At 56.2% G+C, this 13,917-nt stretch carries 10 protein-coding genes; 5 read left to right on the top strand and 5 right to left on the bottom strand.

Annotated elements, in window-relative coordinates; translation table 11 throughout:
• The first annotated feature begins 13 nt into the window (after positions 1-13).
• Together edd and QPM17_RS02170 are read left to right on the top strand one after the other, a co-directional pair.
• On the top strand, positions 14-1,834 hold the full coding sequence (edd, locus tag QPM17_RS02175; RefSeq protein WP_285388396.1) for a phosphogluconate dehydratase: 1,821 nt from the start codon (positions 14-16) through the stop codon (positions 1,832-1,834).
• Positions 1,831-2,796, top strand: coding sequence for a glucokinase (locus tag QPM17_RS02170; RefSeq protein WP_285388395.1), 966 nt, complete (start codon positions 1,831-1,833; stop codon positions 2,794-2,796). The genes edd and QPM17_RS02170 overlap by 4 nt, the downstream gene beginning before the upstream one ends.
• Positions 2,797-2,842: 46 nt before the next feature.
• Here QPM17_RS02170 and QPM17_RS02165 read toward each other — a convergent pair whose 3' ends face one another.
• Positions 2,843-3,577, bottom strand: coding sequence for a nitroreductase family protein (locus QPM17_RS02165; RefSeq protein WP_285388393.1), 735 nt, complete (start codon positions 3,575-3,577; stop codon positions 2,843-2,845).
• 139 nt (positions 3,578-3,716) lie between these two features.
• On the opposite strand from QPM17_RS02165, the gene QPM17_RS02160 reads away from it, so the two are divergent.
• Positions 3,717-4,316 (top strand): uracil-DNA glycosylase family protein, encoded by a 600-nt coding sequence (locus QPM17_RS02160; protein ID WP_285388392.1) that lies wholly within the window; start codon positions 3,717-3,719, stop codon positions 4,314-4,316.
• 23 nt (positions 4,317-4,339) lie between these two features.
• Here QPM17_RS02160 and QPM17_RS02155 read toward each other — a convergent pair whose 3' ends face one another.
• Complete coding sequence (locus QPM17_RS02155) at positions 4,340-6,094, bottom strand: ABC transporter substrate-binding protein (protein ID WP_285388390.1); 1,755 nt, start codon at positions 6,092-6,094, stop codon at positions 4,340-4,342.
• A gap of 390 nt (positions 6,095-6,484) precedes the next feature.
• On the opposite strand from QPM17_RS02155, the gene QPM17_RS02150 reads away from it, so the two are divergent.
• The gene (locus QPM17_RS02150) at positions 6,485-7,603 is read left to right on the top strand and encodes a porin (protein ID WP_285388389.1); all 1,119 of its coding nucleotides are present in this window, start codon (positions 6,485-6,487) and stop codon (positions 7,601-7,603) included.
• A 142-nt stretch (positions 7,604-7,745) separates the two neighbouring features.
• Here QPM17_RS02150 and glpD read toward each other — a convergent pair whose 3' ends face one another.
• Entirely contained in the window at positions 7,746-9,275 is a 1,530-nt protein-coding gene (glpD, locus tag QPM17_RS02145) for a glycerol-3-phosphate dehydrogenase (RefSeq protein WP_285388388.1), read from the bottom strand.
• 200 nt (positions 9,276-9,475) lie between these two features.
• Positions 9,476-10,234: a DeoR/GlpR family transcriptional regulator gene (locus QPM17_RS02140; protein WP_285388387.1), complete on the bottom strand. Its 759-nt coding sequence runs from the start codon at positions 10,232-10,234 to the stop codon at positions 9,476-9,478.
• A 205-nt stretch (positions 10,235-10,439) separates the two neighbouring features.
• On the opposite strand from QPM17_RS02140, the gene glpK reads away from it, so the two are divergent.
• Complete coding sequence (gene glpK / locus QPM17_RS02135; protein WP_285388386.1) at positions 10,440-11,912, top strand: glycerol kinase GlpK; 1,473 nt, start codon at positions 10,440-10,442, stop codon at positions 11,910-11,912.
• A gap of 7 nt (positions 11,913-11,919) precedes the next feature.
• On the opposite strand, the gene QPM17_RS02130 is transcribed toward glpK, so the two are convergent.
• On the bottom strand, positions 11,920-13,821 hold the full coding sequence (locus QPM17_RS02130) for a sigma-54-dependent Fis family transcriptional regulator (protein WP_285388385.1): 1,902 nt from the start codon (positions 13,819-13,821) through the stop codon (positions 11,920-11,922).
• Between the last annotated feature and the right edge of the window lie 96 nt (positions 13,822-13,917).

Raw genomic sequence — 13,917 nt, 5'->3', positions numbered from 1 at the left:
CAGGAGACCCACTATGCACCCGACTGTAGACGCGGTTACCCAGCGGATCATCGAGCGCAGTCGCAAAACCCGTCAGGATTATCTGGGCCGGATGGAAGAGCTCAAGGCGCAGTCGCCACAACGCAGTACCTTGTCCTGCGGCAATCTTGCGCATGGGTTTGCAGCCTGCAACCAGTCAGACAAAGACACGCTCAAACTGATGAACAAGGCGAACGTGGCTATTGTGTCTGCCTATAACGACATGCTGTCCGCCCACCAGCCTTACAAGGATTTTCCCGATGTGATTCGTGAAGCAGCCCACGGTATGGGGTCGGTCGCGCAGTTTGCCGGAGGCACGCCCGCCATGTGCGATGGCGTGACCCAGGGGCAGCCGGGCATGGAGCTCAGCCTGTTCTCCCGCGACACCATTGCCATGAGTACGTCGGTTGCCCTCAGCCATAATATGTTTGATGCCACCGTGCTGCTGGGCATCTGTGACAAGATTGTGCCCGGCCTGCTGATTGGTTCCCTCAGTTTCGGCTACCTGCCAACGGTACTGATACCGGCGGGGCCCATGCCTTCTGGATTGCCGAACAAGGAAAAGCAGCGTATCCGCCAACTGTACGCCGAAGGCAAGATTGGCAAGGACGAACTGCTTGAAGCGGAGTCAAAGTCCTACCACAGCCCGGGTACCTGCACCTTCTATGGCACCGCCAACAGCAACCAGCTTCTGGTGGAGGTCATGGGGCTGCACCTGCCGGGCGCAGCCTTCGTAAACCCGGGCACACCATTGCGGGATGAGTTGACCCGCGCGGCGACCGAACAGGTGGTCCGTCTCTCCAAGCCCAATGGAGGCACGCTTGGCCTGGGTGACATGGTTGATGAAAAGAGCATCGTGAACGCCCTGGTGGCGCTACTGGTCACCGGTGGCTCAACCAATCACACCATTCACTGGATTGCCATCGCGCGGGCGGCCGGCATCATTATCGACTGGAATGACTACGCTGAACTATCTTCGGTTGTGCCTTCAATGACCCGCATTTACCCCAATGGTCAGGAAGATGTGAATGCCTTCCATGAAGCTGGCGGCACGCCGTTTCTCATCCGGGAGCTGCTTGATGCCGGCTTTCTCCATAATGATGTGGAGACAGTGGTGGGGCGCGGTCTGGAACAGTACACCCGGATGCCCGAGATGGAAGATGACAGGCTTGTGTGGAAGCCCGCCCCCGAGAAAAGTGCCAAGCCGGATGTGCTGAGCACCGCGAAAGAACCTTTTGCTCCGGACGGTGGCCTCCGGGTTCTGGACGGTAACCTTGGTCGGGGTGTGATCAAGGTTTCCGCGGTTGCCGAGAAGCATCGCACGGTCAAGGCGCCCGCGGTGGTTCTGAACGATCAGAATGAACTCAAAGCCGCGTTTGAAGCAGGTGATCTGGACAGGGACTGTATCGTTGTGGTCCGCTTCCAGGGCCCGAAAGCCAATGGTATGCCGGAGTTACACAAGCTCACCCCTTATCTCGGCGTACTACAGGATCGTGGTTTCAAGGTAGGCCTGGTAACGGATGGACGGATGTCTGGCGCCTCTGGCAAGGTGCCGGCTGCGATTCACGTCTATCCTGAAGCCGCCAACGGTGGCCCTCTGACACGGGTGAAGAATGGCGATATCATTACGCTGGATGCAGTCTCCGGTAAACTTGAGGTTGATGTGCCTGCAGAGGAGTTTGCTGCCCGTGAACCGGAAAAGGCAGACCTGACCAGCTATCATCATGGATTGGGCCGGGAGCTGTTTGGCTGGATGCGTAAAGCGGCCAGCACCCCGGAAGAGGGAGCCAGCTTTTTCTGGAATCATGACGCATGACAATAACGAATTACTCACTGGTAGGGGATATCGGGGGTACCAATGCACGGTTTGCCCTGGTTCGTTCCGGTGACGTAACACCGGAAGCCGTGGAGGTTCTGGCCTGCAGTCAGTATGACAACCTCGATTCCGCCATTGCCGATTACCTGAAACGATCGGGAGTAGAGGAAGTACAGGACGTATGCCTGGCGGTTGCCTCCCCGGTTTCGGGTACACAGGTGAGAATGACGAATAACCACTGGCGTTTTGACAGTGAGGAAGTTCGACGCCAGTTCGGCTGGGGCAAGTTCAAGGTCATCAATGATTTTACCGCCATGGCCCTTGGCGTTCCCCATGTAGGCGCCGAGAAGCTGATTCATGTTTGCGGGGGGCCGGGTGACGCTCGCCGGCCGCGCCTGGTAATCGGGCCGGGTACGGGGCTTGGTGTTTCCGGCCTGGTGCCGTTGCAGGCCGGCTGGATTCCCCTGATGACCGAGGGCGGCCATGTGGATTTTGCGCCCACCGACGATACCGAGATGGCCATACTGCGGATTCTCAAGGCCCGGTTCGGTCGCGTGTCGGTGGAGCGGATTCTCTGCGGCCAGGGGTTGCTGAACCTGTACCAGGCCCACGCCGAGATACAGGACGTGGCGGCACCTCTGGATGCGCCGGAGAAGATAACCGCGGCAGCGCTCGACAATTCCGATGCTCTTGCGCGGCAGACCCTTCGCCACTTCTGCGAAATTCTGGGCCGTGTTGCCGGCAATGGAGTGCTGACACTGGGCGGCACCGGCGGTGTCTACCTGTGTGGCGGCATCCTCCCGCGATTCATCGATTTTTTCCTGGAGAGCCCATTCCAGAAAGGCTTCGAGGACAAGGGCCGTATGCGGCCATTGCTGGAGGCAACCCCGGTTTACATCGTCACTGAAGGGTACACTGGTCTGTTGGGCGCGGCAGAAGCGCTGACCAACCCCGAAGTGTAGAATTCAGCCGCGACCGCAGTTCCTTCAGGATGCTGCGCAATGCCGCTTACAGGTAATGAACCAGCTGTTCTTTGTCAAAGCGGTACTGGCGGTTGTAAACCCCTCTCTCGGAACGTTTTCCAGCCGCCAGTACCATGGTTACCAGACCCTTTTTCGGCAGTTTCAGCAGGCGCCGTACCCGGCATTCATCGAAGCCTTCCATGGGGCATGAGTCGTAACCGTGTGCCCTGAGCGCCAGCATCAGATTCTCCGCAGCCAGGGCGGTGGACTTGGTAGCCCAGATTTTCATTTCATTGGGAGAGTATGGCCCCCGGGGAACTGGCCGCGTGAGGCCCACAAACAATCCCGCGGCTTTCTTGGCAGCGCCGAATAATCCGAAAGGCCCCTGATTGTAGTGGATCGGCGCAATTTTAGAGTAATACTTCTCCACTATTCCCGGCAGCTTTTCTTCTGGCCACTGCTCCAGTGCCATGCGCGAATGCTGACGCCAGGTATCCGTTCGGGCGACCACGGCAATCAGCACCGGCGCCGTTTTTGCGGCATTCTGCCCCAGGCAGGCTTCGGCCAGTTGTGCTTTCAGCTTTGGTGTTCTGACCACAAAAAATTCCCAGGGCTGGAGATTGCTGGAGTTGGGTGCCAGCATGGCCAGCTCCAGGCAGTCGTCCAGGACGTGTTCCGGTACCGGCTCGTCGGTAAACCTTCTCACCGAGCGCCGGCTGCGCACTACCTTGCGGAACTCGTCCAGAGTCGGGTTGGGTGCAATGTCTGACTTGGCATTCATGACGGGCAGTCCCTGTTGCAGGTGGTGATATCGTGGCCAGGCCTGGAATGGCTCATTTGTTGGTCATGGAAACAGGCTTTAAGGTTACGGTAACCGGCTGTTTATGCAATGGCCTTTTTATCAGGAGTGGTTGGCACAAATGACCAGTAGTTATTCCCGAATGCCGTTTGAAGAGCTTGTGGCGGAGGTTCGCCAGTGCAGAATCTGCGAGCCTCATCTCCCGCTGGGCCCCCGCCCGATTATCCAGATTTCCCGATCCTCCCGCATTCTGGTAGTGGGGCAGGCTCCGGGGCGACGAGTGCATGAGACCGGCCTGCCATTCAATGACCCCAGTGGTGATCGCCTGAGGGACTGGATGGGAATCGACCGGGCCACCTTTTACGATGAAAAACAGCTGGCCATACTGCCGATGGGGTTCTGCTACCCCGGTACCGGGAAGTCTGGCGACCTGCCACCGCGTCCGGAATGTGCGCCGGCCTGGCGGGACCTGTTGCTTGAGCGCCTGGAACACATTGAGCTGACGCTGGCCATTGGCCAGTACGCCCATGCCTGGCACCTACCGGGAGGCAAGACATCCGTCACCAAGCGGGTAAGACGCTGGCGGGAGGTGTGGCCCGGGATGCTGCCGTTGCCGCATCCCAGCCCCAGAAATAACCTGTGGTTAAGACGTAATCCGTGGTTCGAGCAGGAGGTGATCCCCGAGTTGCGACAACGGGTCGGGGATATTCTCCGGCGCTAGGTCCGGCTACCACGCTGATGGGTCTAGCGGGTTGCTTCCCAGCGGGATAGCAGGTCCTCATAGCGGATGGTCTTCCCCGGCGGCTTCTCGTTCTGCAGTTTCGGTTTCGGTGCGCCGGGTTGGGCCAGCCACCAGTCACGACCTTTCGCCTTGCCGTCCGCGGTTATACGGGGTGGACAGTTGTTTACCGTAAAGTTTCTCTCCATAACAGCCATCGCCCGGTCCTGGCTTTCGGCCAGTTTGTCCATTGCCTGTTGCGCTGTGCGCTCTCCCGATATGGCATCGGCAATGTTCGGCCACCACAGCTCTGCCAGCTTTGGGTAATCGGCGATGTTCACGCCGGTCGGCGTCCAGGCCTCGCGAGCCGGGCTGCGATAGAATTCCACCAGCCCGCCAAGCTCTGCGCTCCTCGCCTGCATCTCCGGTGAATCCAGATCGGATTCGCGAATGGGGGTCAGGCCCACCAGGGTCTTCTGCAACGAGACGGATTTCGACACCGTAAACTGGGCGTAAAGCCATGCGGCTTTTTGCCTGCGATCGCTCATTACGCGGGGAATAGTCCAGGCGCCCACGTCCTGGTAACCCAGCTTCATACCATCAGACCAATAGGCGCCGTAGGGAGAGGGTGCCATTCGCCATTTTGGAGTACCGTCTTCGTTAACCACCGGAAGGCCCGGCTCTGTCATATCGGAAGTAAAGGCGGTGTACCAGAAAATCTGTTGCGCTATCTGTCCCTGGGCAGGTACCGGGCCTGCTTCGGAGAAATTCATTCCGGATGCCTCCGGCGGGGCATAGCGTTCAAGCCAGTCAATGTACTTTTGTAGCGCGTAGACGGCAGCAGGCCCATTGGTTGCGCCTCCTCTCCTGACAGACGAGCCGACGGGACGGCACTCCTCCATGCGGATGCCCCATTCGTCTACCGGCAGACCATTGGGCAGGCCGGCGTCCCCGGCGCCCGCCATGGATAACCAGGCATCCGTGAAACGCCATCCCAGCGACGGATCGCGCTTGCCGTAGTCCATATGCCCGTAAACACGCTTGCCATCAATTTCCCTCACATGAAGCGTGAAGAACTCAGCAATGTCTTCGTACGCCGACCAATTCAGTGGCACCCCAAGTTCGTAGCCGTACCGCTCAAGAAATTTCGCACGCAACTCCGGGCGCTGGAACCAGTCGTAACGGAACCAGTACAGGTTCGCGAACTGCTGGTCGGGTAATTGGTAGATCTTGCCATCCGGGCCGGTGACAAAGCTCAGGCCGATAAAGTCTTCCAGATCGAGGGTAGGGAGGGTAAAGGCCTTACCCTCTCCCTCCATGTAATCGCTCAGAGACAGTGCCCATCCGGTGCGGGAGTGGGTGCCTATCAGGTCCGAATCGTTCACGAAGGCATCGTATCGCCCTTTAGCGGCCATGATGCGCTGCAGGTTCACCTGCCGGATAACTTCGCCTTCCGGTTTCAGGTCGTGAGTGACCCTGATTCCGGTAATCTCCGAAAAAGCCCGGGCGAGAACACTGGCTTCATAACGATGGGTTGCGAGATCCTCGGATAGCACCGAGATTTCGAGACCCTCCAGAGGAGCGGCCGCCCGGGCAAACCAGGCGAGCTCCTCTGTCTGCTCCTGAGGTGGCAGGGTAGACGCCTGAAAATGGTTTGAAACCCATCGTTCGATAATCTGTTGGCGCGCTTCCGGTAGCGCATTGAAAGTGTCGGATCCGTGACTGACAGCGTTGAAGAAAAACAGACAGAAAATCCCAGCAGCAACCGGCCAACTCTTCATGTGACACCTGTTTTTGTTGTTTGTTTACCTACATAAATGAGCCTAATGTTCGCTTTATGGTTCGTCAACGAAAATATCGAAAAAGTTCTGTGACAAATTATAGCTCATATATAACAAGTAGATAGAGTATTTTGGTCCAGGATGGTGCATTTCATGACATAATAAATCCGAAAAAAATATGTTCTAAAACTTTCCATTTTTTCTATCTCGCGCTAAATTTGTCGTGTCTCGAAAACAGAAGACGGTCTCTGACCGCAATGAATGTTCGGGATGACAGCGTCCGTCGAACCCGGTAACTGCTTTAAAACACAGATAAAAGGCTAAAACCGGGTGCCAACGAGAGGCAGAAAAGATGGACCGGAAAATCTCAAACAATAATAGGAAGCTATCATGATCGAAAACAACAAATGTTCGAATGCAAAATCTTTCAAGATATCTGCGCTGACCGCCAGTATTGCTCTGGTTGCCGGAGCTTTTGCTGCGCCGGCTTCTGCGGGGCCGACATTCGAGTCCGATAGTGGCTGGAAGGCAGGTTTCAACGGTCACATTCCCATTTTCGCCGTACTCGGTAGCTATGATGATCCGACCGATGAAGACTCCTTCACGATCACAACCGGCTTCAATCCCGCCACTCTGCAGACCAACCTCTATGCCCCCACCCAGAACGGGCTGGAAGTATCCGGTCATTTCCAGATGAACGCAGATATTGCTCCGGGTGATGCCAATGCCAGCTTCCGCAGCCGGGTTTCGGAAATTGCGGTCGCCGGGGACTTCGGTACAGTCAATATTGGTAAGGGCTTCGGTATCTTTGGTGTGCCTGCTATCGGTGATAACGGCAGTGGTCTGGGTGTCGGCCTGATCGGTGGTCCTGACCAGGTGGCAGCCACGGCCGGTCGGATCGGCAATGGCTACTTCTACGCGAACTTCACGCCTCGCGTGATGTACACCTCCAACAACCTTGGCGGTTTGCAGTTCAAAGTGGGTGTGTTCAGCCCTTCCAAAGTTGATGGTGTTGCAGACGCCGAATACACCACCCCACGTATCGAGGGCAACGTGGTGTACTCCGCGGACATGTTCTCCGTGTGGTCAAGCGCCTTTACCCAGGACGTGGATTCGAAAACCGGAACCTTTGACGACTACACCATGTCCGGCATTGATTTTGGCGGGTCGGTATCCCTTGGTGACCTGAATGTCCGGGGTAACTACTCCATGACCTCAGGCACTGGCAATGGGGTATTCGCTGCGCGCCTCGACCCGAATGAGGAAGATGCCAGCCAGTGGTACGTCGAGACCACCTACAGGATCAATCGCACCACCTTGGGTGCCAGCTATGGCGAGGGTGAAGATGACATCAACTCAAGCGCTAACGACACAGATCTGACCATGATCTTTGCCCGTTACGCTGCAACAGATGCACTGACCCTGATGGCCGAGTACACCACTCTGGGCACAGAGGGCGGCCAGGGCGAATACGATGCCTTCATCGTAGGCTCACAGCTTACCTTCTAAAGGGCATTGATACCTTTCTCCTTTGCGGGAAGAGGGAGTCAGCCAGAAAGCCGGGTGTCGAAAGACACCCGGCTTTTTGTATTGAATCCACAAAAAAGCTCCGGGCGGAGAACCGGCCGGAGCAAATGCCTGAGAGAGTGATTCAGGCGCTGTGGTGGAGAGCAACAGTCTGCGGTTGCGGGGTTGCGTGAGTGGACATATAGCGGTCCAGCTCCCGGACATCTTCTTCTGTGGCATACAGGCCCTGTTTGGTGCGACGCCAGAGAATATCCTCCGACGTCATCGCCCATTCATGTTTGACCAGATATTCCACTTCCCGTTCATAGAGTGTTCCGGCAAACCGGTAGCCCAGATCCTGAACCGACTTGGCGTCATCCAGAATGTGGTAGGCGTTGGTTCCGTAGGTGCGCACATAGCGGCTGCAGACGGCCTCGGGAAGCCAGGGATAGTCCGCCGATAACCGGGCTTCGAGGGTCTCGTGATTTTCAAAATCACCGCCCGGCAGAATACCCTTCTTGGTCCAAGGCCCCCGGGCATGGGGGAAGAACTGGCAGAGCTTGTCTGTGGCTGCCTCCGCCAGTTTGCGATAGGTCGTGATCTTGCCGCCAAATACTGAAATAACCGGCGCCTTGCCTTTTTCCTTGCTGACTTCGAACGAATAATCCCGGGAGGCCTTCTTGGCATCGCCTTCCTCGTCATCCATCAGCGGACGAACGCCGGAATAGGACCAGACCACGTCAGCTTCCGTGAGCTGCCGTTTGAAGTGGGCGTTGACAATGTTGAGCAGGTATTCGGTTTCTTCCGGCGAAATCTTTGCCTTCTTCGGGTCACCCTCGTAATCAACGTCGGTTGTACCGACAAGGGAGAACTCGTCTTCATAAGGGATCACAAAAACAATGCGCTCGTCTTCATTCTGAAGAATGTAGGCTTCGGTATCCCGGTTAAGGCGAGGAACGACTATGTGGCTGCCCTTGACCATGCGAATGTTTTTTGGGGCCTTCATGGCCAGGCTTTCGCTGAACAGGCGGCTTACCCAGGGGCCTGAGGCATTAACAATAACCTTTGCCGACACGTGGTGAATGCTGTCATCGTTCATGTCCTGGAGCGAGATGTCCCAGGACTTCTCACCGCGCTCGGCATTGATGCACTTGGTCCTCGTGAGGATTGTAGCGCCGCACTCCTGTGCCTTTTTGGCCGTTAGCACCACCAGACGCGCGTCGTCCACCCAGCCGTCGGAATATTCGAATCCCTTGGTGATGTCAGATTTGAGCGGATCCTTTTCATCGAACCGGATAGACCGTGAGCCGGGCAGAACCTCCCGTTTGGCCAGATGGTCGTAAAGGAACAGTCCCATTCTGATCATCCAGGCGGGGCGGAGGTGAGGGCGGTGTGGTAGCCGGAAACGCATTGGCCACATGATGTGAGGAGAGTTCCGCAGCAGAGACTCACGCTCTGCAAGGGCTTCTCTCACCAGCCGGAACTCATAGTGCTCCAGATAACGCAGGCCGCCGTGGATCAGCTTGCTGCTGTTGGAGGACGTCGCCGAGGCAAGGTCGTTCATTTCGCAAAGCAATACCTTGAGGCCTCTGCCTGCAGCATCCATTGCGATCCCCGTTCCGTTGACACCGCCGCCAACAACGACAACGTCAAATTTATTGTTCTCCTCAGTCATCTTGTGTCATCTCCTGACGCCAACGAAAGGACGCTTCCTGGCGCTCTTTCCGGTTTTAACAGAAACGTATGCGTATATTATGCGAAAGCAAAATATATTCGTAAAGGAAAAAACAGAAAAAAAACGAAAAAGTGTGAGCGAGTAAAGTCAGGATTCCCTGAATGGTTCCAGGGAGCGAAAGGGGTTACCGGCGGGGAAGGTTAGACGAGGTGCAGTTCCACGTTGTTTTCGCGCAGTAACTGGCGGATCTCAACGGGAGGTGGCTCGTCCGTGAATACGTGATCGGCCTGGGCAATGCTGCCAAGACGAACCATGGCATTGCGGCCAAACTTGGAGTGGTCGGCTGCCAGCAGCACCTGACCTGAGTTCTCGATAATGGCCTGGGCAACGCGGACTTCCCGGTAATCGAAATCGAGCAGTGATCCATCGGTGTGAATGCCGCTGATCCCGATAATGCCAAAATCCATCTTGAACTGATTGATAAAGTCCCGGGTTGCTTCACCCACAATACCACCATCCCGATTACGCACTTCGCCTCCGGCAATAATGATATGGAAGTCTTCCTTTGCGGAGAGAATGGAAGCGACGTGCAGGTTGTTGGTCACCACCTGGAGGTTGTTCTTTTCAAGCAGTGCCTTGGCGATGGTTTCAGTGGTCGTACCGATGTTGATGAACATGGAGGAGTTGTCGGGAATCATCTGTACCAGGGCTTCGGCAATACGCTCTTTCGCTTCCAGATCCATGATCTTGCGTGCCTGGTAGGCCGTGTTCACGGTACTGGAGTCGATACCGGCGCCACCGTGATGACGGCGGAGCTTTTTCTGGCTGGCCAGCTCATTCAGATCCCGGCGAATGGTCTGCGGCGTGACTTTGAACTGATCTACCAGCTGTTCTGTAGTCACAAAGCCGTTTTGCTGGATCAGCTCCATGATCAGATCCTGTCTGCGTCGCTGTGCCATTCAACCTCCTCCGGCATCGGGTTTTTCTGTAACGAACGAAATGGCTATCTCACATCCGTGTTCAGTTTAGAGTGTTTTGTCTCTTTGTGCAGCCTTTTTAGGGAGTTGTGGAGTTCGGGTAATTTCTCGCTGATGAAAAGGGTTGGCTTTTGTTTTCAAAAAAGTAAAAATACGAAAAAATAAGAACACCCGAGGCAATATAACCATGACTCAATACATACTTTCGATCGATCAGGGAACCACCAGCTCCCGCGCGATTCTCTTTACTCTGGATGGCAATATACACGCAACCAGTCAACAGGAGTTCCCCCAGCATTTTCCCGCCAGTGGCTGGGTAGAGCATAACCCTGAAGACATCTGGCGCAGCGTCAGAGAAGTCTGCGATGAGGTCATGGCCGAGGGCTGTGGCGAAAAAGACGAAGTGGTTGCAGTTGGGATCACCAATCAAAGAGAGACGACCGTGCTCTGGGACAGGGCGACTGGCGAAGCGGTGTATCCGGCCATCGTCTGGCAGGACCGCAGAACCGCCGGCTGGTGTGAAACCCTGAAAAAACAGAGCCTGGAGCCGTCGGTGAATAACAAGACCGGGCTTCTGATTGACCCCTATTTTTCGGCGACGAAAATTCGCTGGGTTCTCGACAATGTTCCAGGGGCCAGGCAGCGTGCAGAGAAGGGTGAGCTGGCGTTCGGCACCATCGACAGCTTTTTGCTCTGGCGACTGACTGACGGCAGGGAGCATCGTACGGATGCCACCAATGCCAGCCGCACCATGCTGTTCAATATTCACAGTCAGGAGTGGGATCAGGAACTGTTGGATCTTTTCGGTATTCCTGAATCGCTGTTGCCTGAAGTTATGGATTCAGCGGCCGACTTCGGTCAGATTGTAGGTAACGGACGCCTGGACGGCGTCCCGGTTATGGGTATTGCGGGTGACCAGCAGGCGGCTCTTTTCGGCCAGACCTGCTTTGAAACCGGCATGGCAAAAAGCACTTACGGCACCGGCTGCTTTCTGATGCTGAACACGGGCGACAAGGCCCTGACTTCTGAGCACCGTTTACTGACAACCGTTGCCTACCGCCTCAACGGCAAGCCGGTCTATGCGCTGGAGGGCAGTATCTTTATTGCCGGTGCCGCCATTCAGTGGTTGCGCGATGGCCTCCAGCTGATCAGGAATGCGTGCGAGACAGAGCCGTTGGCGGAGGGTACGCCGGTAGACCACGGGGTGTACCTGGTTCCGGCATTCACCGGCCTGGGCGCTCCCTACTGGGATCCCAACGCCCGCGGCGCCATATTCGGACTGACCAGGGACACCGGCATCAAGGAAATTGTCACCGCTGGCTTGCAGTCGGTGTGTTACCAGACCAAGGACCTGCAAAAGGCAATGGAAAAAGATGGCCTGAGACCCATTACGCTGCGGGTGGATGGGGGCATGGTTGCAAACAGCTGGGTATTGCAGTTCCTCGCAGACATTCTCGGAGCAAGAGTTGACAGGCCTGCTCTGGTAGAAACCACGGCGCTTGGGGCAGCTTACCTGGCGGGGCTGCAGGCTGGCGTTTACAAGTCACTCGATGAGCTGAGTGCCATGTGGCGATGCGATCGGAGCTTCGATCCAGTGATGACCAAGGCGCAGCGGGACAGTCTTTATGAAGGCTGGATCAAGGCTATCAGTAAGCTTTGAGCAAGGTTTACCGCACTCCAAGATCCCTCAGGCGTTTGTACAGGGTGTTGCGGCTGACAGCCAGTTCCCTCGCTGCTCTGGACACGTTCCCCATACACTGCTGATAGACTACCAGTGTGTGCTTCATAATGTCGGTCCGGGAATTGTCATTCGCCTGTGGGGCCTCACTGAAGGAGGAGGGGTCGAATACCGGTTTTTGTGCGGGCTCTTCACGGTTCCCATATTCACCCAGGAACTCTTTCGGAAGATGCCAGAGTTCGATCTCTTCGCCATCGGCAATAGCAACGGCGACACGGATTATATTCACCAGTTGGCGGATGTTGCCTGGCCAGGGGTGGTTTTCCAGGGCTGCCATGACTTCCGGCTTAAGGGTGTCTGCCTGGTTACCGTCGCGGTGCTGTTGATAGATCCGATGAATCAGTTGCCGTCTGTCTTCACGTTCCCGCAGTGGCGGGAGTTCAACCGATAGCCCATTGATGCGGTAATAGAGGTCTGCACGGAACTCGGCACTCTCGATGCGGGTGGACAATGGACGGTTGGTGGCCGATACCAGCAGAATGTCCACCGGAATGTGTTCTGTAGAGCCCACCGGCATTACTTCCCGCTCCTGTAAAACCCGCAGCAGCCTCGACTGCGCGGCCAGCGGCATTTCGCCAATCTCATCCAGAAACAGGATGCCCTTATCCGCCTTCCTGATCAGGCCGAGTGAGCCCTGGGCCCGTGCACCGGTGAAAGCACCTGGCTCGTAACCAAACAGCTCCGACTCCACCAGTTCCGGTGGAATGGCGGCACAGTTTACGGATACCAGTGGCTGGTCCCGTCTTTTACTGCCCTGGTGTAGGGCCTTTACCAGCACTTCCTTGCCAACACCGGTTTCCCCGCAGATCAGTATCGGAACACCGCGCTCGAGCACCTTGCCAGCCTGGTCCGCGCAGCGACGGACTGAAGGCTCTCCATGCTCTATATCATCAATTGAGACAGTTTCAAGGTGCGGCCCGGTGGGCCTGGTTCGTTCTGTGGGTCGTGTCGTGGGCTTCTGATGCGGTGTTTTTATTCGACCTGGTCGTTTGAGAAGGCCAGACAGTCGCACCCGTTTGGTAGTTGTCAGCTGGATAGCAGCTGTTTCGGAGTGGTTGAGGATCAGATTCCTGCTTTCCATGAAGAGTGAGCTCAGGTTCCGGCCCTGTAATGCATCTCCCAGCAGTTGATCAGCACGCTGATTGGATGCGGCGATTCGTCCGGTGTGATCGAAAGCAATCAGGCCGGACCATGGGCTATCGATATTATCAGCCGTGGCGTTGAGGGTAAGAATGAAGTGGTCACTTCCCAGTTGCCTGACAATGAGGCGGTTCTCAACGGACTGGGAAAGCAGTCTGACCATGCCCAGGGTATGAGCCTGGGGCAGGTATGCATCACTGAAAGCGCTGAGAACTCCGATGAGGGTCCGGTCGGTATCAAAAATCGGGGCAGCGGAACCAATAATGCTGCGGTTCAGCTTGAGAAAGTGCTCGTTTCTCTGGACCTGGATTGGTGAGCCGGTGGCAACTGCTGTCCCGATGGCGTTGGTCCCGGCGTAGCGTTCATGCCAGCTTGAACCCGCGCAGAAGTAGGGGCGAAGGCGGGTCTCGGTGATTCGTCGGTCTCCCCATCCTTTCAGAACCTGTGCCCCGGAATCCGCAAGGAGTATAAGACAGCGACTGTTAGACATGATGTTGTTGTAGTAAGGCAGTACCTCGGTTTCGGTTGTGCTCAGCAGGGTCTCGTACTCCTGCTCAAGACCCAGAATGGCCGTCTCATCGAGACTGGCTGGTTCTGGCTCATGGTCATGATGGAGGCCGTACCCGATACAGCGATTCCAGGAGTCAGCAATAACTGAACGATACTCTCGCTGTTCGTGCTGTCGCTTCACCTGAATCCTCCGCGAATCTGAAGTTTCGTTTTGTTTTTTTACTGCCACCAGAGTCCTTCTGGAGCGCGTCTGTGTTCATGGCGTTGTTCAATAATG

It is taken from the genome of Marinobacter azerbaijanicus, assembly GCF_030250645.1.
In the GTDB taxonomy this organism is placed as follows: Bacteria; Pseudomonadota; Gammaproteobacteria; order Pseudomonadales; family Oleiphilaceae; genus Marinobacter; species Marinobacter azerbaijanicus.
Note: the sequence above shows the minus strand (reverse complement) of the source record. Positions and strands in the feature narration are given on the sequence as shown.

Excerpts from the sequence above, each read along its gene's own strand:
- edd (WP_285388396.1), top strand. The coding sequence starts at position 14 with ATGCACCCGACTGTAGACGCGGTTACCCAGCGGATCATCGAGCGCAGT.
- QPM17_RS02170 (WP_285388395.1), top strand. The coding sequence starts at position 1,831 with ATGACAATAACGAATTACTCACTGGTAGGGGATATCGGGGGTACCAAT.
- QPM17_RS02165 (WP_285388393.1), bottom strand. The coding sequence starts at position 3,577 with ATGAATGCCAAGTCAGACATTGCACCCAACCCGACTCTGGACGAGTTC.
- QPM17_RS02160 (WP_285388392.1), top strand. The coding sequence starts at position 3,717 with ATGACCAGTAGTTATTCCCGAATGCCGTTTGAAGAGCTTGTGGCGGAG.
- QPM17_RS02155 (WP_285388390.1), bottom strand. The coding sequence starts at position 6,094 with ATGAAGAGTTGGCCGGTTGCTGCTGGGATTTTCTGTCTGTTTTTCTTC.
- QPM17_RS02150 (WP_285388389.1), top strand. The coding sequence starts at position 6,485 with ATGATCGAAAACAACAAATGTTCGAATGCAAAATCTTTCAAGATATCT.
- glpD (WP_285388388.1), bottom strand. The coding sequence starts at position 9,275 with ATGACTGAGGAGAACAATAAATTTGACGTTGTCGTTGTTGGCGGCGGT.
- QPM17_RS02140 (WP_285388387.1), bottom strand. The coding sequence starts at position 10,234 with ATGGCACAGCGACGCAGACAGGATCTGATCATGGAGCTGATCCAGCAA.
- glpK (WP_285388386.1), top strand. The coding sequence starts at position 10,440 with ATGACTCAATACATACTTTCGATCGATCAGGGAACCACCAGCTCCCGC.